Source organism: Sphingobium sp. TKS, assembly GCF_001563265.1.
Classification (GTDB): domain Bacteria; phylum Pseudomonadota; class Alphaproteobacteria; order Sphingomonadales; family Sphingomonadaceae; genus Sphingobium.
Window position 1 is genome coordinate 150178 of the sequence record NZ_CP005086.1, and the last position, 20171, is coordinate 170348.

Sequence of the window (20171 nt, forward strand, 5' to 3'; positions counted from 1 at the left end):
GCTCCGCAGGCCGCTGTCCCCAAGTCGCGGGACCGATCCGCTACTCGCGGGCGACGGATATTGCTGGCATCTCGCCGATGCTCACATTTTGTCGCCTCCATGCATCAATCTGCTCCTGGCGTCTCAATGTCTCGCCAATCTCGTCAACCCCTTCCAAGAGCGCAGCCTTGCGGCCAGCGTCGATGTCGAACGCTGAAACATAGGCGCCATCGGCTTCTATACATTGCCGGACAAGGTCGATCTTCATGCGGGCGGTGGCAGGGATTTCGGCGAGGCGCTGAAAGCGTTCGTGTTCCTGTAACTCGAGGATGATCGGCAGGATCCCGTTCTTGAAGCAATTATTGTAAAAGATGTCCGCGAAGCTTTTCGCGATAATTACGCTGATCCCAAAGTCGATCAGCGCCCATGGCGCATGCTCCCGACTTGAGCCACAGCCGAAATTATGCCCGGCGATCAGGATGCCCGCATTCCGCCAGGGGTCGCGATTGAGGATGAACCCCAGATTTTCGGACCCATCTTCGCGGTAGCGCATGCGTGCGAACAGGGCGGCGCCCAGCCCCGCGCGGCTGACCGTCTTGAGAAATTCGCCCGGCAAGATCTTGTCAGTGTCGACATTGTCCTGTGGCAGAGAGGCCGCGATTGCGTCAAGTTCCGTGAATTTCCGCATCAAAAATAGGTCCTGACATCGGTGATCGACCCCGCCACTGCCGCTGCCGCTGCCATGGCCGGCGACATGAGGTGCGTTCGACCGCCAGGCCCTTGCCGCCCCTCAAAATTGCGATTGGAGGTGGAAGCGCAGCGTTGCCCAGGCGACAAGCGATCGGGATTCATCCCCAAGCACATCGAACATCCAGCATCCCGCCACTCAAATCCCGCATCCCGGAATATATCGGCAAGCCCTTCCTCTTCAGCCTGACGCTTGACGCTGCCGGAACCCGGCACGACCAGCGCGCGCACGCCTTTAGCCACGTGACGCCCAGCCGCGATCGCCGCAGCGCTGCGCAGATCCTCGATCCTCCCATTTGTGCAGCTGCCGATAAAGACGACATCGATCGGCACGCCCATGATCGCCTGCCGCGGCCGCAACCCCATATAATCGAGCATGGTACGCGCCTGATCCTGCTTCCCAAGCTCCAGCGATTCGATCGAGGGTATCGCCTCATCGATGCGGATTACGGCTTCCGGGCTGGTGCCCCATGTCACCATAGGTGCAACCTCCCTGGCATCCACGAGCAGCTCCTTGTCGAACGTGGCGCCGGGGTCGGACCGCAACTCCAGCCAGCGATCCGTCGCTTCTTGAAAGGCTGCCCCAGCCGGAACGCTGGGCCTGCCCTCCAGCCATGCAAAGGTCTTGCTGTCGGGCGCGATAAGGCCAGCGCGGGCGCCTGCTTCAATCGACATGTTGCACACGGTCATCCGCCCGGCCATGTCTAGGTCAGTAATCGCCTGCCCGACATATTCGATCACATGGCCGGTTCCGCCAGCGGTCCCAAGCTTGCCGATAATATAAAGGACGAGATCCTTCGCCGTAGTGCCGATGGGTAGGGCATGCTCGACCTGCACGCGCAGGGTGCGTGCCCACTTTTGCCGCAAGGTCTGGGTAGCAAGGACGTGCTCCACCTCCGACGTGCCGATGCCGAAGGCCAAGGCGCCGAAGGCGCCATGGGTGGAGGTATGACTGTCCCCGCAGACGATCGTCATGCCGGGAAGCGTCAGGCCTAGTTCGGGGCCGATGACGTGAACGATGCCTTGCGCCTCGCTGCGCAGCGGAACGTACGGCACGCCGAACTCCGCGACGTTCCGTTCGAGCGTCTCTACCTGAAGTCTGCTGTCGGGATCCGAGATCGGCCTGTCGCGATTTTCGGTGGGCACATTATGATCCGCAACCGCTATCGTCAGTTGCGGATACGGAAGCTGCCTACCCGCTGTGCGAAGTCCCTCGAAAGCCTGCGGGCTGGTGACCTCATTGATCAGATGGCGATCGATCTGGAGCAGCCACGATCCATCATCAAGCTCCAGGATCGCATGCGCTTCCCAGATTTTCTCGAAGAGAGTGCGGGGCTTGCCGGTCACGCCATTTCCTCCCGGCGTGTCTGTGCATTCAGCGCGTCACGAACCCGCCCGCCGACACAAGCGCCAGGGAGGGTCGCGGCTTTGTCCGCCGCCTCCAGCAAGCGCGACAGATCGATGCCTGTAGCCACCCCCATCTTTGCGAACGTCCAGATGAGATCTTCGGTCGCAACGTTGCCTGTCGCACCCGGAGCGAAGGGACAGCCGCCTAGCCCCCCAAAGGATGAGTCGATCACCCACACGCCCGCGTTGAACGCCGCCAGCGCGTTGGCCACACCAAGGCCATAGGTATCATGGCCGTGAAAGGCCCAGTGACGAAGCTGCGGGAAACGTTCCTTCGCGCTTCGGAAAAGGTCGCCAACCCTGTCCGGGGTCACCCGGCCAGTCGTATCGCACAGGCAGTATTCCGCCTCCGCCGACACCTTTGCCAGTGCCTCGACCAGATTGAGCGTGGCAGCCGGATCGACTGGGCCATCAAACGGGCAATCGAACGAGGTGGCAAGGTTCAGACGAATCTTGGCGTCAGGCGGGAGCAGTGCAACGATTGCCCGAAAATCTTCGACAGATTCCTGCGGCGTCCGCAACACATTACTCTGATTGTGCTTGGGCGAAACTGAAAGCACGAAGGCAAGGTGCCGTGCATCGGCGGCAAGCGCGCGCTCCGCCTGACGCTGGCTGGGAACGAGCACCTGAATATCCAGGCCCGGTTTCGTCGCGCAATGGGCAAGCAATTGCGGAGCGTCGGCCATTTGCGGGACCGCGCGAGGGCTTACGAACGCCGTCGCCTCCATGCGCCTTATGCCGGCGTCATAAAGCATGTCGATCAACAATGCCTTTAGCGCGGTGGGAATGAATTCACCGATCGGCTGAAAGCCGTCCCTAGGGCCGACCTCGACAATCGAAACTAATGATGCGCTCATTTCAAAACTCCGGCGCTTTTGAGTTCGAGAATATGTGTTTCGTCGTAACCCAGCAGATCCTTCAGGAGGGTTTCGCTATCGGCACCGATGTCCGGACCAGTATTGCGCACTTGTCCCGGGCCGTCGGGAAAATGCGGCACGATGCCCGGATGAAGGACCATCCCAAGCAGGGGATCCTCCAGTTCGCGTACCATTCCGCGCGCACGATATTGAGGGTCGCGCGCGATATCCTCGGCCGTGTAGACCTTCGAAGCCGGGATATCCGCGTCGGCGAGCATCTTCGAGAGCCTCTCGGCCGCGTGGCCACGACTCCATTCCTCGATCAGCGCGTCAAGCTCGCAAGCGTGGCGGACACGTTGCGCATTTCCCTGGAATCGCGGATCGTCGATAAGGTCGGCTCGATCCATAATGCCCAGCAATTTGGCAAAGAGGGGCTCGGAATTGGCGGCGATGAGAATCCATTGCCCATCGGCTGTCGGATAGGCGTTGGACGGCGCGGCGGTGGCGATCGCGCCACCCGTCGGCTGCTTGACCTTGCCCAATGCGCCAAATTCGGGAAGCATTCCCTCCATCAAACTGAGCACGCTTTCGGTCAGCGCGACGTCCACCATTTGAAACCTGGGGTCTGCGCCAAAACTCTCCCGGCGCCAGAGGGCGGAGACGATGCCGAAGGCGGCATATAGTCCCGCCAGCGAGTCACCGATGCTGACGCCTACACGAACCGGCGGCAGCCCATAGGTTCCGGGGGGATGGTTCGTCAGATGTCGGATACCACCGATCGCTTCGCCGATCACGCCGAAGGCGGCCTGATTGCGTCCCGGCCCACTTTGGCCATAGCCCGAAACATGCGCGACGATCAGCCCCGGCTGGCGCTCACGCAGCACCTCCGGGGCAAGTCCCATCTTGGCGAGTTGGCCGGGGCGAAAATTCTCCACGACTACGTCGCAGTGCTCGACAAGATCGAGCAGAACCTGACGACCGGCGGGGGTCTTGAGGTCGAGCGCGACACTACGCTTGTTGCGCCCGTGAACCGACCACCAAAGCGACCGCCCGTTGACCTGGGCGCCCCATTGTCGCACCGGATCCCCCTGTGGCGGCTCGATCTTGATGACCTCGGCGCCCAGATCCCCAAGCAGGCGTGTACAGAAAGGCGCGGCAACGAAATGGCCGATCTCCAGCACGCGGATGCCCGAAAGGACACCCCCTTCGCCGCCCTGCTCGTCGCTCATGCGCCCACCGCATCCTTCGCAGCGCCGCTCAACGCCTTGTAATTGCTGATCCGGTCGGGATCGATCTCAAGGGGCCGGCGATAGGATGGATCGAGGCGATCCCGGCTGGGCTGCGGAGCCGTTTCGGCGACCTTGAACTCGAATGGTTGCAGGCAATCGTAATTTGCGCCGCCTTCCGGGGTCTTCGATCCTTCGACCGTATTGATGGAAGGCGCCACCCAGTCCACGATATATTCGCGCGCGACGATACCCCATTTGCCCTTCCGCTTTTCCATGCGGTCAATGTAGCGGCCGCCAATGGCGCTGAACGGGGCTCCCGTCTTGTTCATGCCGGAATAGGACAGATATGTTTCACAATGCGCGACATCGCCGTCGATCCAGGCGAGGTGATTGCCGATCATGTGCTGAGTCGCGCTATGATTTTCTGAATGCATCTTGCGCACCCAGGACCAGAATTCGTCCGGCGATCCGACGAACATGTTGTGATCGTCGATCGCGTCTTCATGATAGGCGGACATCACCATCTCCCTGTCGAGACGATCGACGCCACGGCAGTACCGGTTCACCACGTCCAGAATTTCCTGCCGATCCATAAGATAGGTCAGCTTTTCCTGCATCTCCTCAAGCGTCATCATATGCTGCTTCTCCGGTTCCAGTCTGCTGCGCGCTCGATGCGATCGAGCAGCCGGTGAGTTTTGACGGCATCATCAAAGGTCGGAGCGATCGAAGAACCGGTGGTGAGGTCTTCATGGACCGCGCGGTAGGCATGCGCGACGGCGTCGGAATATCCCAAGGGATCGGTCGGCAGCAGCCGATATTGCGCCGGAACGGTCAGATCATCGGTCGGCCCGGTGCCTTGGCGACCGCTTATCCGCACATGGCCATATTGAAGATGACCGCTGTTGCCTTCCACGATGAGAACCCCATCTCTCCCGTTGATTTCCCAACGGAATCCACATTCTGGCGCATCGCCTCCGCGATACTGAAGCGCAACGACCGCGCCGCTGTCCAATATACCGCCGACCGCAATCTGGTCTGGAGCTGTAGCGTCAACGCTCCCGTCCGCATCGACGAGCTTCACCAACGGGTAGCGCGTCGCCAGGCTGGCATGAAGGCGCGAGAAATCGCCGAGAACCCAGGTGAACATGTCGACCATATGGCCGAACGGAATGCTCAGCATCGTCGCCCCGCTCGTATCGTCCAGCACATAGGCCATGCCGGCCATGGCGGCACCGCCCCAGGGAAATCCGCCCGCACCGATCACATTGGACGAAATCACCTCGCCAACATAACCCTTCCGGACCAGATCGCGCAGGTAGCGGATAGCCGGTGCACTCCGACCCTGCAGGCCCACAAAGGCTCTGACGCCGCGTTCCTCGGCGGAGGCCGCGATCGCGCGCCCTTCGTCCAAATCCTTGCCGAGCGGCCATTCGCAGTAGACCGCCTTGCCCCGATTTAGGGCCTGAGCGACCAGTTCCTTATGATGCGGCACCTTGACGGTGACGACCACCAGGTCGATGCCCGGCTGCGCGGCAAGTATGGCAGGATCGTCCGTGGCGAAGCCAATGTCATGAGCCTCACCCGCGGCTTGAGCACTGCCCGGCGTCGAAGCGGACAGCGCCCGGATCACAAAACGATCCGGCATGGCGCGAAGTGCCTCGAAATGGGCCGTGGCGGCCCAGCCTCCCTTGGCGCTCAATCCAATGAAGCCAACGCCTAGCGGTGCTGCGGTCCCAGGCATCTATCCGGCCACCCGCGAACCGGGCGTGAAGTTCACATGGAGGCTTTCAAGCGCATGGATCTGGAAATGCTCCATAAACCTTGGTGCTGGATGATTTTCAGATATGCGGATGTCCTTCAATCGTTCCAGCAGGCGGTTGATCGCCACCCGCATCTCCATGCGCGCAAGCTGGTTACCGACGCAGAAGTGAATGCCTCGACCGAAAGCCAGATGGTTCCGAACGCCCTTGCGGTCGATGTCGATCTTCTCGGGACATTCCCATTTCGCCTTGTCATAATTGCCCGCTAGGTAGCTGACTTGGACCACCGTTCCCTTGGGGATCTCCACACCGCACAGTTCGGTGTCCTGCGTCGTATAGCGATATTGATGCGGCACCGGGGCATGGGCGCGCAGCATCTCTTCTATCACGGCCGGAATCAGTGCGGGATCGGCGATCAGCCGCGCCTTCAACGCCGGATCGCTCAGGATCATATACATGGCGCTTGTGATGCCCGTGGTCGTGGTCTCGTTGCCTGCGACAAGGATGAGCTGCGCGATCATCAGCAGCTGGCCCATCGTCAGCTTTTCGCCGTTCACCTCCGCATGCACGAGCCGGCTCAGCATATTGTCATTGGGCGCCGCTTCATATTCGCGCGCGCGGGCCGCCAGATAATTCTGCATGTCGATCATGCGATCCGTCAGCATGAGCTCGCGCTCCGGAGGACAGTTGGGGTCGTTGCGATCCACCCAAGCCGTCGACCAGAGCTTGAACTGCTCATAATCTTCCCGGGCAACGCCAAGCTGGTCGGAAATAATGTACATCGGCAGGTGAACGGCAAATCCCGAACTCAGGTCGGTCTCACCCTGCTCGATAAATCCGTCAATCAGCTCGTCTACGAGGTTTAACGCATAGGGTTCAAGCTTCTTGACATAGCTTGGCGTGAACACTTTATCGACCAATGCCCGGTGAAGGCCGTGTTCCGGCGGGTCGGCGAACGCCAGCACATGCTCTTCGGGCCAGCCGCGCTCGCGATAACGCTTCGCCACCTCTTCGGACACCGACGTCTGCCGGTTGATCATGATCGGCGTCTTGCTCGAAAAGATCCCGGGATTGCTGTTGACATAATTGATGTCGTCATAACGGCTGACGATGTACATCCCCGTACCGGGGTCCCGGTATACCGGCGCTTCTTCCAGCAACCGATTTAGGAAAGGGAAAGGGCATCGCTGCACTTCACCCGATGTGTAGCTACCCAGGTCATCCTTCACGGTTTCCATATTCCTGCTCCACTGACTGCCGGTTCCGACTTTCTTGCGAAGTCGTTCGGACGTCATTCAAAACTTACTGGTTCGTCCTAGCAGACGCGCTGCATGCAGCCTGTCACCGAGCACCGGGACAGCGCGCACTAATCATGCGGCCAGAGCGGACGCACCGCTCTGGGCAACTTGCTCATCCTGATCGGGCAGCACTCCCGATACTCCGATGGCGCCGACACAATACCCGTCCTGCCGGAGCGGGATGCCCCCACGAAACGGATAAATTCCTGCTATCGCGGTCATCGACGGCAGAGCGGCGACGGCTTGTTCCAACGCGGCGGTGGACATGTTGAGTTCTACCGCCGTGCGCGCCTTTCCCTCGGCTACCCGCAACGAGATGAGCGGCGCATCTTCAAGCCGATCCAGACGCAGCAGATGGCCGCCTTCATCGACGATGCAGATCGTCACCGCAAAGCCGCCTGCCGCTGCGGCCGCATGCGCTTTGGCCATGATCCCATCGATCTCGGCGGGTGTGAGACGCGGTCGAAAAAGCATAGTCATTCCTCTCCCGCCGCCAAGGGCGCCGTGCTCATGCCTTCACCTTCTCCGTCCAGCGGCGCCGTCCGGTACATGTCCAGGATGAAGGCGTCGATTTCCCTGTCTGTCCTGCTGCGTGCCAACTCGCACATATATTTCGCATCTTCCCCCACAGGGTAGCGCGTTTCGGGCGTCTTCACCTTCAAGGCGTGAAGCACCACCGCAGCAAGAGCATCGGGAGAGGTAAATTTCTCGGCAGCCAGACCTTCGTCAGCCCTGTACTTCATCTGTCGGTAAAGCCGCCCGTAAAGGGCTGCCTCTTCCTCCGGCAGATGGGTTATCACCTGCGCGAGCGATGCCTGGCTGCGCCGCATCATCTGGGTATCAAGAGCGCCCGGCTGCATAAGCACGACATCGACGCCCCAGGCGCTCGCCTCCTGCCGCATGACATCGACCAACCCTTCGAGTGCAAACTTGGAAGCGACATAACTCGCCATTACGGGTGTCGCGACGACACCCGACCAGGACCCCGTCAATATGATGCGACCCCGCGTCCGCCTGAGCGCGGGCAGGCATGCCTGATAGACAGCGAGATTGGAGAAACAGTTGATCTCCATCGTACGACGGAACACGTCCAAGGGGGTCATTTCGGCCGGAGCGAAGGGTGCCACGGCAGCGCAAATGACGACTGCGTTCAACGACCCGAGTTTGCTTATCAGACGCTCGACTTGCGCCCGGAGCTCCTCGGGATGGGAAAGGTCGGCATGTTCCAGCGCCGCGCAGTCTGGGAATGCCTTGGAGAAGGGGAAGATCGCTTCGGGGCGCGAAACGGTTGCAGCCACCTGGTAGCCCGCCTCCAGTAGCGCTTTCGTGACCGACAGGCCCATCCCCCCGTTCCCACCGATCACGAGGGCGGCGGGCGCGGTCAAAGCTGCCTTCCCTGGCGCATCAGCCTCACAGCGATTCTCTAACGAGAGCAAGCGTACCATGGTCCTCGACCGCGGTGGAGACCCGGAGCAGCGCCACGGCCATTGTCTCCCAGCCATAGCTTTCCGGCGGACAAGTCAACCATCCGATATACAGCGTCCAGAGGGCCGCGCGCCTATGCTCGGTCCAGAGCACTTCGGGTGAGGGAGGTGTCCGCACGCCCAATTCGATCAGCTTGTCGCGGTAATATTCAAGCAAAGCCCGCTCATACGCGCGTCGCTCCGCAATCGATAACGCGGTGTTGATGATATAGGTGACGTCGTGAAGCGCGAAGCCCTTCACGCATAACTGCCAATCATGCAGACCCACACTGCCGTCCGGCATGCGATAGGTGTTGCCGATATGAAGATCCCCATGGAGCAACGTCTGCGGCAAGGTTGCCTGATGCTGCTTGTTCGCGCACATGCCCGCGAACAGTTCGCGTTCGGTGGTACCCAGCCGCTCCAGCAATTCCCGCTTGAATTTGTGAAGCTCCAACTGACTGCGAATGCCTTCTTCAGGAATGACGCTTCGCATATGGTCTTCCACGCCGCCGCGGAGATGGGTTTCGACCCAGGCCATATCTCCAACGAACCGGTCGCTTTCCCAAAAGGTCGCATGAACCTTGGCGATGGCGTCGAGTATGCGCTTTACATTCTCGACGCCCACCGCATCGAGATTGCTCGGGAAGGTCGCCCCCCGTTGCGTGACGTCCTCCATGATTAGCAGGTAGCGCTTCGTCGCCCGATCGAAGTAGCCACCAAGCGAGCCCGGGGCCTCGATGGCAAGGGACGGCCTTATGCGGTTATAGAAATTTACCTCATTCGCGAATAATCCGTCGAGCTGACAGTACCACGCATCCGTGCCCTTTTTGCGCGGATCGAAGGATAACTTAAGGATGACGTCACGGGGCAGGTCAGCCGGAGAACCATCCGAATAATCAAGTGTTGCCGTAGCCCGCGCCGATGTCGAAACATCTCCGTCGCCATATTCGTGCGACTTGACGATCGACACGCCACCGACAGTGGCGCCGGGAACCACTTGACTGACAATATCGCTGAGAAGACCCGGAGTCAGTTCATAGGGAGAGGGAGGTATTTGCATCAGAAGACTCCTTGGATTATTCGAACAGCGCTGCCAGTATGTCGAGACTCCCCGAGAGCAGTTGAAGCCGGCTTTGTTCGAAATCTCGCGCCTCGGCTTCCGACAGAGGCGTGTCATAGGTCAGGCGGCGCTCGACGAGGGTCGGACCTTCGCCACTGACGGGGTAGAGCTGCATCGCGCCATAGACATTATAGACCGGCAGGGGCAATTCGCCGATAACGTCATATTCCTGGACCCAAACCCGATCATCCATGCCCGTGAGTACTTCATCGAAATAGCTCCCGTCGGAATAGGTTACTCTCCGCCTCACGCCGATCGTGAGCCCGTCACCGCCCTCCAGTGTTATTTTTGGATGATGCTCAATCCATTGTGAATGCGAACCGAAGTCGCGGATCGCCGCCCAGATCTGGGCGACGGGTGCATTGATTATCCTACGCGCGCGCACCGTGGGCATTAGAACTGTTCCTCATTTATGTACGTTATTGAGCCGTCATTCCGCCGTCGACGGGTATCGCAGCTCCAGTAATGAAGGACGCGTCGTCGCTGGCGAGAAATGCTACCACAGCAGCGATTTCGCTGGGTTCGGCAAAGCGTTTTAAGGCGTGCTTATCTGCCCAGGCTTCCACCATCCCTTCCTCCATGAACGAAAGGGCCAGGGAAGTCAGAACACCGCCCGGACATAGCGCGTTGACGCGAATGTTATGGCGGCCATATTCCAATGCCGCAGACCGAGTCATGCCGACTACCGCGGCTTTGGAGGCCGCATAGATGGACAAGGTTTCAAAGCCGATGAGAGCGGCAACTGACGCGATGTTGACGATGGCCCCGCCTCCCCCCGCGACCATTGAAGGCAGGACATGCCGCATAGCCAACCAGCAAGCCCGCAAATTAACATCGATCACCCGAGCGAAATCTCGTTCCTCGCCGTCAGCCAGCAAGGCGGGCACACCGTCGATTCCCGCATTATTCACTAAGATGTCGATCCGGCCCCAACGCTGCTCGATGTCGCACAGGGCAGCCCTCAGCACGGACGAATCGGCAACGTCGCCGATACTCCCACATGCCTGATTGCCGATTGCCTCCGCCACGGCTTTCACCCTCTCGTCCAGATCGATGCACATAACCTGTGCACCTTCTTCCGCGAGACGGCGCGCTGTTGCCTCTCCGATTCCTTGCGCCGCGCCCGTCACCACGGCGACCCTCCCCTTCAGACGCGGCGCCCTAGAAGTCGTAGCGGTCATCGCAACGTCCAGCCGCCATCGGCGGCAAAGCTCCCGCCGGTGAGGAAACTGGCCGAATTCGACGCCAGAAAGACGATAACGTTTGCGATCTCCTCCGGCGTCCCGGGGCGTGGTATCGGCAGCCCCGAAGCAAATTGCAGGATTGGAGCGAAAGCCTCCTCCCCCCCATCGGGTCGCACCATCGGCGTGTCGACCAATCCGGGGTGAACGGAATTCACTCGTATTTTATCCTTAGCGAGATCGAGCGCGGCCACCTTCGTCATACCCGTCACGGCAAACTTGCTCGCTGTATAGGCAATAGCCCCCCATTCGGCTTTCAAGCCCGCGACGGACGAGACGTTCACAATTGCACCTCTGCCAAAGCGAATCATGGAAGGCACAACCGCCTTCATGCCGAGAAAGCAGGAGACCTGATTGACATCGATCGTACGCCGGTAATCCACCTCGCTCACTTCGTGCAGAGGCGCCGGAGGCAGAGCTATCCCGGCGTTGTTCACGAGGATGGAAATCGGACCGAACGCATCTTCCGCTATAGAAACAGCGGCGCTCCAGTCACAAGCGTTGCTGACATCATGAGCCGCAAACCGAGCGGCCTCGCCAATTTCTGCGGCGACGCACGCGCCTTCGGCCTGCTTCACGTCCGTCAGGACAACCTTGGCTCCAAGAGCCGCCAGCGATCTCGCCGCTGCGGCGCCGATCCCACCGGCCGCTCCGGTGACAATGGCAACCTCGCCCAGCAATGTTTCGGCGTTCATGCCATTTCCTTTGCCGGGGGCCAATTCTGGATCCGCCCCCGGTTTGTCATTAAAAACGATAGCTGAAGTTCGCGCCGAACGTGCGCGGCTCGCCGGTGAAGCGTACGGCGCCGTCGCCGGAAGAAGCCACCGAATTCCAATAATATTTGTTCGTCAGATTGCGGCCATAAATGCTGACCCGCCATCCATTGATGGACTCCACGCCCAACCTGGCATCCAGCAGAGTGTAGGACGGCATGGCGAAAGCGGGATTTTCCCCAAGATCAGCATAGGTCTTATCGCGATAGGTCACGGTCCCGCCAATAAAGGGTGTCAGGTTTCCCCCTGTATCAAACTTATATTCCGCATCGAGATTAGCTGACCAAGGTGGAGCATAGTTAAACTCCTTGCCCGAAAAATCGAGCGGCTGACCAGCGAAGTCAAACCCAACGTAATTTTCCACCTTGGTTTTGATATAGGTGACCCCGCCGCTGAGACGTAGCCCCCCAAATTGCGCCGTAATTTCCAAATCCGCGCCATCGACGGTCGATTTGGGAATGTTCACCAGTGTAGCTGTAACGAGCGCACCCTGCAGGACTGGCAGAAATGAGAAGAACTGCTTGTTCACATAGTCATAGTGAAAAGCCGAGAGGTTCAGCTGGACGTGATTATCCAGCAGCGTCAGCTTCGCGCCAGCCTCATAGGAAGTCAGCTTTTCCTGCTTCACCGGCTGGATGACGGAATTGAACAGGTTCACGATGACAGGAAAGGTTCCTGCCTTGAAACCGCGGCTCACTGAACCGTAAAGCAGTACGTCGTCCGTTACTTTGTAATTGATGGCGCCCCGCCAGGCAACATTATGTTCCTTCTGCTGGCCGTCGGCAAAAATTGGCAAGAATGTGGGAGCCGTACCTCCATCATCGATCGTGATGCATCCGCCGGAAACATAGGCAGCAGCCAGCGCCGGATTGATTGCTCCAACGATAGCCTGCGAGACACCTCGGATACCTGGCGTGCCGCCCCGATCGAACGTGCAGCCGCTGATCGTCTGCTTCGTCTCGGTGTAGCGCGCACCGGCAGTAAGGGTCAGCCCGTCGATCACCTCGTAGTCCACGCTACCGAACACTGCCGCAGCGCGCTGGGTTAGATCATATATCCATTCGGCAGGAGAGTTGGGCGGAAACCCGGTATATCCGACATAGGAGTTGGCGACGCCTTCGGTGATGTCATCCTTGCCGTAGCTTGCACCCAACACGAAGTTGAGACCGATGTCCTTGTAGTTGCCTGCGATCCGGATTTCCTGATTGAAGGACTTGATGTCGGCCTTCGCAGTCGCGGGCTGCATGGGAACGGCGGTGCCATCTTGGTCATGCGGCGAGCGAAAGCGCGTTTTAATGTAGTTCGTTATGGAGGTCAACGTCAGCTGATCGGTAACATCATAATCGGCGCGAAGGACACCCTGGTAAGTATAGTTGTCCGCTCGCGTGTCATAACCCGAGTCGAAATCGGCATCGCGGGCGTTCGTCGGCAAATTGTCCCGATACAGCAGGAACGGCTGTGCGGAAGGCGCAGCCGGATTCACAGGCTGGATGAGGAATGCCTGGGCTTGCTGCTGCTCGCTGCGGTCTTTAGCCGCATTCAGATTGACCGAAACTTTGAGCCTATCCGTGGGAGTCCAGTCGAGGAGCAACCGCCCTGCAATTTTGTTTTGATCGCCGTTCTTTTGATCATTTAGATAATAACCGCGCTGCCAACCACCGAACTGCGTGGTCTGAACGGCGAGGCGCGCTCTCAACGTGTCTGAAAGCGGACCACTGACAAAGCCTTCGGCATTGGTTTCATCCCAATGATTAACGTCAATCCGAAAGCCTGCAGAAAGCTCCGCTGTCGGCTTTGCCGCAATCACATTGATGGAGCCACCAGTCGCATTCTGGCCGAACAGGGTTCCTTGCGGCCCCTTGAGCACCTCGACCCGTTCGACGTCGAGGAACAAGGCTTGCCCCATAACAGGATAAGGAATCGCAGCTTCGTCGATGTATGAACTTACAGTTGGAGGCGCTGATGCCTGAAAGGAGTTGAAGTTTACGCCGCGCAGCGAGAAGACCGGCGGACCGAACACGCTGGTAGAGGCCGTAAATCCAGGCACAACCGCGCCGAGCCCCTCTGCATCGACGACCCCGGCGCTCTGAAGCTGCGTAGCGGAGGCGACCGAAACGGTGACGCCCACATCATTCAGCCGCTGCTCGCGCTTTTGCGCAGTAACGATGATTTCGCCAAGTCCGGTTTCTTGAGAGGCCGGCTGCGCAACTGGGGCGGGCGCGCCCGCAGATTGAGCGTTAGCCTGCCCACTAACCGCCATAGACCAGCAGCACAGGGCGGCGATTGCTGCAGATGTATAAAAATCCTGTTTCATTCATCCCCTCCTGGAATACCCCTATTTGGGGTCTGAAGAGCAGCTTATGCGGCTAGTCGATCACGCGATGTCACCTGACGGGGTGACTTTGTCCAGCCCCGCTCAAAAAGGCGGCTCTGAGATGCTGTTGGCCGCGGCGTTTGCTGCACGATACAATCCTGATTGCAGGATCGCATTTATCCTGCAATCAGGCGATGAACGAACCAGATTTCTAAACATCATGCGACATCCTCTCCTTCGTCGTTACCCAATGCAAGAAACGCTGCAGAGGATAGAAGGCGTAATGGGGTCGGCCCAGCGAATTCTCCATGGCTTCGCCCAGAGCAACGTCTTTACGCCGACCGGCGGCTCGGCCGTTTCCGATGCGTTGGCCGAAGCAATATCCCTGCCCGCCAGCAACTGGCTACGCCACGTCGTAATCTGGTTTGGTGCATGACGCGGAACCAGCGATCGAGATTTTCGTGCGCGGAGCGAGTGATAGAGCGCTTGAGCGTTACCTGGCCAGCCAGACAGATGGCCGCCGTCGTTCTACCAACGGGTCTTCGCGCTCCATAAGCGCCCGCGACACTTCGCCATGTTCAACAGATTATGCAGGCGCATCAACGCCTACCAAAAGATATCCGAATCTGCCGCGCGCTGGGAGGCTCCGCCGGACATGGCCTTGCAGCCCGAATGGCCACGAAAAGTCCGGCGCAAAACCGCCAATCTCAACAGCAAACAGAAGCCTGGCCCCTCGGCTCAGGCGGTTCAGACCCGACTATTCTGATCCGGTCCTCGTTGAAGCCCATGGCGGCGCTGGAATAGCATCTTCGCCGCCGATGCGATCAAAATCGCCGCCAGCATGGGCAGTAGCGCAGCTTCGGGCACGATGCCGAGCAGCCGACCACCAACGAAGCTGCCTACGATCGGGCCCAGCGCCATGATGATGACGAACATGCGATGCCGTCCGATCACCGCGAAGCTGCTGTCGCGGCTGTAGCGCGCGAACCCCGCGATCATCGTGGGCAGGCTGATCGCGAGCGACAGGCTGCCAGCCAGCTTCACGTCGACACCGAACAGCAGGATCAGCGTCGGGATCAGCAACTCGCCGCCGGCAACCCCAAGCAGCGCTGCAACGATGCCGATCGCAAAACCGCCAAGAATGCCGACAATGATCCGCATCATCCCGTCGGCGACCAGACTGTGGCCGCCGCTCAGGCCTTGACCGAACATAAGCACCATCGCGATCCTCACCAGGAGGATGCCGATCAACCGGTGCAAGTTTTCCGGCCGCAGGCCGATTGCCCATCCGGCGCCGAACCAGGCTCCCGCAAGGCTTCCGGCAAGCAGGTTGAGAATGACCGGCCAGTGCGCGGCGATCTCGGCGAAGGGAACGGTGCCCATGCGGAACGGCAGCGCGGTCGCCACCACGATCAAACTCATGGCCTTGTTGAGGATCCGGCAGTGAAGGTCGTGACGGGATTGCGGACCGTCAGCACGTCAGTTTGCGTCATTGATCCGTCCTGCCAGTTTGAGAAGGTCGCCACGTCATTCGAGAAGTCCAAGAGCGCGCGCCCGCTCCTTCTCGCGGCGCACGCCTTCGGGTGCCCATGACAGACCACCGCGGGCCGTGGGTTCCCGTAGATCGCGCGAAAGCCATGTCGCGAGTTCCCGCAACGTCGCATCGGGATGCGTGCGAACCCTGTCCGCGAGTAACCGCGCGACGCGGGTATCGGGCGGCAAGCGCCCTGCTTTGTCGAGAATGGAAGGGTTTGCATGGCCAGCGCGCACCAAAGTGCGGCAGGCCTTGACCAGCGTCCGTTCCGAGAAGGAGCGGACTGGTGGCGAGATTGCCTGCAACTGCCTTACCACCAGCTTCCACGGCAGATGCGGGCGCAGACGCTCGACCGTCGGCAACCATCGATGCCGCCCATCGAGCAAATCATTGAGATAGCGCTCCCGATGACCATAGCGGATATCAGCGATGGCGCGCGTGTCGCGCGCGCGCATCTTGGGGTTGTCGGGTTTGGCGCCCCGCGCGACCGCGGCCTTCAGCCCCGCCCGTGTTCGCTCCCGGATGAGCGCCCTTTCGAACTCCGCAAACGCGCCCAGCATCTGGGTCATCAACATGCCTTGCGCGCTGCCGGTGTCGATCGGGTCATTGATGGACCGGAAATGGGCGCCCTTCTTCCTCAGCATCTCCACGACCTCCAGCAAATGCGACAGCGAGCGCGCGAGGCGGTCGATGCGGACCACCAGCAGCGTGTCGCCCTCCCCTGCCCTTCCGATGGCGCGTGCCAGCTGCGGACGCTCGCGGCTCGCGCCGCTGGCCTTGTCTTCAAAGATGATGGCGCACCCCGCCGCCCGCAGCGCATCGAGTTGCGCAGCGGTATCCTGCTCGTCCGTCGAAACCCGCGCATAGCCCAAGATAGCCAATTCGATTTCGCCCGATCTGCCGTTTGGCCCGTTTTGTCACAAATAGGGTAACGGGGGCAACCGGTCGGTTGCTCCCGTTACGCAGGTTCTATTCGGGAATGCTCGAGGGAATCGAACCGCTGACAGTGCGCCCGCACGTCGCTCCCGACTATGAGGTACAAGACGGCGGCAACGCCGCTCGATCAACCGCCAGTCGGCGCATGCCTTCATAGTTCTGGCCCCATAGACCAATGCGTTGCCGGGCCGCCTGCTGCATCAGCTTCACATAGGCACCGCCAGAATATCGCCGATAATCTACGGCATAGCCCTGCGCGACCATTGTGGCTGCGAGGCTCGCCCCATTTTTCTTCAGGCGACATGAGAGGTTCAGTCGACCATAGCTGGTTGCGGGGCTGCGACACTGCTGTTCCTGGCGAAGCGCGACATCAAACAAGCTGGCTGCACACTCGACGCCCCCATCGCGCTGAACCAGACCTGCCATCGTCTGCGCTGACAGCCGCTTGAGCTGTGGAAGATCATCGTCCGGCGCATCAATCCCAACAGTGCGAACCGTTGATCCCGCTACCTCCAGCGTATCACCATCAATCACTCGGGGTGCTGGATCGATTAATCGCAGCGACGCAATTCGTCCGATCTGCTGCTTTTGCTGTGCCAAGGCATAGACCGACACCGCACCAAACATCAGCGCAAGCATGACCCGTTGATGGTTGGGAAGCCCAGGAAACAGCTTCACTGCGAACGGATCTCACGCAAAAGGTCATTCCAGTCGCCAGAGTGCGGCGGCAGCTTCACATCGAGCTGCCGCCCCTTGTCAGTGAGATGCGGCTCCGCGCGTTCAATGGCGCGCTCTGCCTCACCGCCATGCTGGCTATAGATGATGATCTTGTGGATGCTCTCGGGAATGGTGATGGCCTGATATCGTTCGATCCCCAACACCGGCCACACGAAGGTTTCCGGCTCCAGCATGTTCATGACGCTCGCGGCGTCCTCAACCCCTTCTGCGAGCCGCAATATGCCATCGGCAGGAATTCCACCCCATCGTACGGCGCCACCACCAGGGTTTCCCAACAACCTCTTGGGCTTGGTGATCGCAGCCTTGCCCTTCCCGTCAGCCTGCAAAAAGGTGCGGTGGATGGCGACCACACCGATATCTTCTTCAACCGGAACAATGAGAGCAGGCGCAAAAGCCTTGTCCTCACCGCCGCCAAACTGACAGCGTGCATCAAAGCGGGCGGTGATGCCCGTCGGCACGATCGCCCGACCGCGGATATACCGTTCCGCGAGACTGCCGATGAAGGGATCGGCAAAGCGCCACGTAGATAGCGCCAGCTTATTGAAGTCGGCCTTCCCTCCCTCATGGCGTCGGCCAGGATCATGGCCAGCCGGCGGAGCGAATTGGCCGGTGCGCAGCGCTTCGACAATGGCATCGGAGGTGCAGCCGGCGAAGCAGTGAAAGAGCACCGCTTTGCGGCCGACCCGGACCGACAGGCTGGGATCGCCATCGGCATGGGCGGGACAGCGGCACATGGCGTAATCACCCTGCCATTTGCCGCCAAGCTGTCGGACGATGCGTTCGGCATCTCGTGCCACCGCGTCGGGATTGCGACCGCTCACTGGACCTCCTCTCACTTGCCACTTACCCTAAGGCTAATAAGAATAACGTCACGATACCAGCGATATATATATAAATCGCTGCATGAGGTAAAATGGAACTCGAACTGATCCTGGAACGCGAACTCACATCCCATCGCCCGGTCGCGGGCACGATCACCGACATTCAGGTGCATCAACGGGATGACGATGGCAAGTGGTACATCAACGTCCGGGTCAGCTGGCGCGGTTCGACGCCCTACCATGTCGCACTCTACGATAAGAAAAGAATCCGTTTATATTCAAAGATTTCATCAGCCATTCGCCATATTGTGAATGCCTATGGCTACAGCGCGATGATTGGCGTCAATCCATCGCCCCAATGGAACGATCCATCCCGTTTCTGAAATCGAAAAACCAGATAATCCCGTAGTTTCAGGAATTTGCTTCATCGGGGCAGGCTAGGCAGTGCCCTGAAAGCGACTTAAGCTGTTTTTCCATAGAGGTGAAAACATGCGAAATCGCTTGTCTATTTCCTTCGGCGTTGCTGCATGCCTTTTGACGTGTGCTACGCCCTATTCGGCCAAGGCCGCCGACAGCACATGGGCTTGTGAGGTGCTGCTGTGCGCGAGCAATCCAGGCGGCTGGATGCAATATGCGCAGTGCGTGCCTCCTATCCGCAAACTGCTGCGGAGCCTTGCCCTGGGCGGGAGCTTTCCGACATGCACCGCCGGCGGTGTCAGGGCGGCGAAGTACAGTGAGCCGAAAAATGGGCGACCCGGCGCTGTCGTCATGACGATGCAAGATGGCAGCCGACAGACCTATTTTGTCCCGACACAAGCGGAGGTGGCGCAAGCCGAGGCCTCCGCCATCCCGGGTGGGCCGCAATAATGCAGTTCACGACCGCCGCGATCCTGGGATTGGCAGCACAATGCGCAAGCGGCGTTGCCCCATCCACGATTGCAGCCGTGGTGCATACCGAAAGCAAAGGTTATCAGTTTGCCCTCAACGTCAACGGTGTGGCCCGGCAACCCGATCGCCCGACCAATGCGGCGGATGCGGCGCGCATCGCGCGCAGCTACATCGCCAAAGGCTATTCGGTTGATCTTGGCCTTGGGCAGATCAACTCCAACAATATGAATGCGCTCGGTCTTACATGGGTCAGCGTGTTCGATCCCTGCACCAATATCAGCGCGGCCGGACAGGTGCTTGCGGGCAATTACCATCGGGTCCGCGACGGCAGGATGCCCCAGGAGGCCCTGCGCATCGCTCTCTCGATGTACAATACCGGCAGCCAGATTCGCGGTTTTCGCAACGGCTATGTGCATCGTGTGCTGAGCAACGCTGGCGTCGCCAATGGTGTGACCCCTGTTGCCTATGCCGCGCCGATAAGCGCCGCAGAAGGCGTCAAGGAGAGCCAGCCCCCAACGACGACGCTGGCCGAGCTTGCCGCTGAAAATATGGCCGATGCCGGGCCGACACCGGCGGCATCACCACCGCCCGCCTGGGACGTCTTCTCCCGCGCGGCTTTCGAGCATGCCCGCCACGCGGAAATAGGAGGAAGCTGATGAAATTGAGCGCAGTCTCGCAAATACACCCGTGGCCGGTACGATCGTCCGTCCAGCGCTATGCAAGGGGCATGTCACCACTGCAACGCAGGGTGACGTCATTTGCCGCCATAGCCGCTATCGTCAGCATTGCGACGCTCCTCTCTCCCGACCCCGCTTTTGCCCAATCTGCTAATCTGGAGGGCTTCGCCAATAATGTGCTCAGCCTACTCAGCAATGGCCTGCTGCGCGCCTTGGCGGTGATCGCGGTCATCATCGCGGGCGCGGGATGGCTAATGGGGCGGGTCAACACCGGTGGCCTTGTCACGGTGATCATCGGGATTGCGATCATCTTTTCCGCGCCGTGGATCGTGGATCAGATCGCAGGCTCCGCCTGATAGCCAAGCGGCTCGACACGATGCCGGGCC

Annotated in this window: 22 protein-coding genes; 4 read left to right on the forward strand and 18 right to left on the reverse strand. The window is 59.9% G+C overall.

The window, feature by feature from the left end:
* Positions 1-40: 40 nt before the first annotated feature.
* The 14 genes from leuD to K426_RS28270 all read right to left on the reverse strand — a co-directional run bounded on the left by leuD (position 41) and on the right by K426_RS28270 (position 14191).
* Entirely contained in the window at positions 41-667 is a 627-nt protein-coding gene (gene leuD, locus K426_RS28205; protein WP_066564647.1) for a 3-isopropylmalate dehydratase small subunit, read from the reverse strand.
* Positions 667-2073, reverse strand: a complete 1407-nt coding sequence (gene leuC, locus K426_RS28210; RefSeq protein WP_066564650.1) for a 3-isopropylmalate dehydratase large subunit — start codon at positions 2071-2073, stop codon at positions 667-669. Before leuC ends, leuD begins: the two co-directional genes overlap by 1 nt.
* Positions 2070-2990 carry a hydroxymethylglutaryl-CoA lyase gene (locus K426_RS28215; RefSeq protein ID WP_066564652.1) on the reverse strand — a complete coding sequence of 307 codons (921 nt, stop codon included), beginning with the start codon at positions 2988-2990 and terminating at the stop codon, positions 2070-2072. Before K426_RS28215 ends, leuC begins: the two co-directional genes overlap by 4 nt.
* On the reverse strand, positions 2987-4219 hold the full coding sequence (locus K426_RS28220; RefSeq protein WP_066564655.1) for a CaiB/BaiF CoA transferase family protein: 1233 nt from the start codon (positions 4217-4219) through the stop codon (positions 2987-2989). The genes K426_RS28215 and K426_RS28220 overlap by 4 nt, the downstream gene beginning before the upstream one ends.
* A complete protein-coding gene (locus K426_RS28225) occupies positions 4216-4854 on the reverse strand; it encodes a nuclear transport factor 2 family protein (RefSeq protein ID WP_066564658.1) in 639 nt (212 codons plus the stop codon). The genes K426_RS28220 and K426_RS28225 overlap by 4 nt, the downstream gene beginning before the upstream one ends.
* The gene (locus tag K426_RS28230; protein ID WP_066564660.1) at positions 4851-5960 is read right to left on the reverse strand and encodes a Gfo/Idh/MocA family protein; all 1110 of its coding nucleotides are present in this window, start codon (positions 5958-5960) and stop codon (positions 4851-4853) included. The genes K426_RS28225 and K426_RS28230 overlap by 4 nt, the downstream gene beginning before the upstream one ends.
* Entirely contained in the window at positions 5961-7217 is a 1257-nt protein-coding gene (locus K426_RS28235; RefSeq protein ID WP_158511805.1) for a cytochrome P450, read from the reverse strand.
* A 132-nt stretch (positions 7218-7349) separates the two neighbouring features.
* A complete protein-coding gene (locus tag K426_RS28240) occupies positions 7350-7757 on the reverse strand; it encodes a GlcG/HbpS family heme-binding protein (RefSeq protein WP_082749252.1) in 408 nt (135 codons plus the stop codon).
* On the reverse strand, positions 7754-8662 hold the full coding sequence (locus K426_RS28245; RefSeq protein WP_066564671.1) for an SDR family NAD(P)-dependent oxidoreductase: 909 nt from the start codon (positions 8660-8662) through the stop codon (positions 7754-7756). Before K426_RS28245 ends, K426_RS28240 begins: the two co-directional genes overlap by 4 nt.
* Positions 8663-8687: 25 nt before the next feature.
* Positions 8688-9803: a phosphotransferase gene (locus tag K426_RS28250; protein WP_158511806.1), complete on the reverse strand. Its 1116-nt coding sequence runs from the start codon at positions 9801-9803 to the stop codon at positions 8688-8690.
* A 16-nt stretch (positions 9804-9819) separates the two neighbouring features.
* Entirely contained in the window at positions 9820-10257 is a 438-nt protein-coding gene (locus K426_RS28255; RefSeq protein WP_066564676.1) for an SRPBCC family protein, read from the reverse strand.
* A gap of 25 nt (positions 10258-10282) precedes the next feature.
* Complete coding sequence (locus tag K426_RS28260) at positions 10283-11044, reverse strand: SDR family NAD(P)-dependent oxidoreductase (RefSeq protein ID WP_066564680.1); 762 nt, start codon at positions 11042-11044, stop codon at positions 10283-10285.
* On the reverse strand, positions 11041-11799 hold the full coding sequence (locus K426_RS28265; RefSeq protein ID WP_066564683.1) for an SDR family NAD(P)-dependent oxidoreductase: 759 nt from the start codon (positions 11797-11799) through the stop codon (positions 11041-11043). The genes K426_RS28260 and K426_RS28265 overlap by 4 nt, the downstream gene beginning before the upstream one ends.
* 49 nt (positions 11800-11848) lie before the next feature.
* Positions 11849-14191: a TonB-dependent receptor gene (locus K426_RS28270; RefSeq protein ID WP_082749255.1), complete on the reverse strand. Its 2343-nt coding sequence runs from the start codon at positions 14189-14191 to the stop codon at positions 11849-11851.
* A 121-nt stretch (positions 14192-14312) separates the two neighbouring features.
* Between K426_RS28270 and K426_RS31600 the strand changes: the two genes are divergently transcribed.
* Complete coding sequence (locus K426_RS31600) at positions 14313-14627, forward strand: hypothetical protein (protein WP_145907831.1); 315 nt, start codon at positions 14313-14315, stop codon at positions 14625-14627.
* A 311-nt stretch (positions 14628-14938) separates the two neighbouring features.
* On the opposite strand, the gene K426_RS28280 is transcribed toward K426_RS31600, so the two are convergent.
* From K426_RS28280 to K426_RS28295, 4 genes are all read right to left on the reverse strand, one after another.
* The gene (locus K426_RS28280) at positions 14939-15613 is read right to left on the reverse strand and encodes a sulfite exporter TauE/SafE family protein (protein WP_066564690.1); all 675 of its coding nucleotides are present in this window, start codon (positions 15611-15613) and stop codon (positions 14939-14941) included.
* Positions 15614-15718: 105 nt separating this feature from the next.
* The gene (locus K426_RS28285) at positions 15719-16606 is read right to left on the reverse strand and encodes a recombinase family protein (RefSeq protein ID WP_066564693.1); all 888 of its coding nucleotides are present in this window, start codon (positions 16604-16606) and stop codon (positions 15719-15721) included.
* 148 nt (positions 16607-16754) lie between these two features.
* Entirely contained in the window at positions 16755-17339 is a 585-nt protein-coding gene (locus tag K426_RS28290) for a thermonuclease family protein (RefSeq protein ID WP_237230217.1), read from the reverse strand.
* A complete protein-coding gene (locus K426_RS28295) occupies positions 17336-18220 on the reverse strand; it encodes a DUF7146 domain-containing protein (RefSeq protein WP_237230218.1) in 885 nt (294 codons plus the stop codon). Before K426_RS28295 ends, K426_RS28290 begins: the two co-directional genes overlap by 4 nt.
* A 92-nt stretch (positions 18221-18312) precedes the next feature.
* Between K426_RS28295 and K426_RS28300 the strand changes: the two genes are divergently transcribed.
* From K426_RS28300 to K426_RS28315, 3 genes are all read left to right on the forward strand, one after another.
* Positions 18313-18603 carry a hypothetical protein gene (locus K426_RS28300; RefSeq protein ID WP_066564695.1) on the forward strand — a complete coding sequence of 97 codons (291 nt, stop codon included), beginning with the start codon at positions 18313-18315 and terminating at the stop codon, positions 18601-18603.
* A gap of 483 nt (positions 18604-19086) precedes the next feature.
* Positions 19087-19764, forward strand: a complete 678-nt coding sequence (locus K426_RS28310) for a lytic transglycosylase domain-containing protein (protein ID WP_066564700.1) — start codon at positions 19087-19089, stop codon at positions 19762-19764.
* The gene (locus K426_RS28315) at positions 19764-20141 is read left to right on the forward strand and encodes a TrbC/VirB2 family protein (RefSeq protein WP_237230219.1); all 378 of its coding nucleotides are present in this window, start codon (positions 19764-19766) and stop codon (positions 20139-20141) included. Before K426_RS28310 ends, K426_RS28315 begins: the two co-directional genes overlap by 1 nt.
* The last annotated feature ends 30 nt before the right edge of the window (positions 20142-20171 follow it).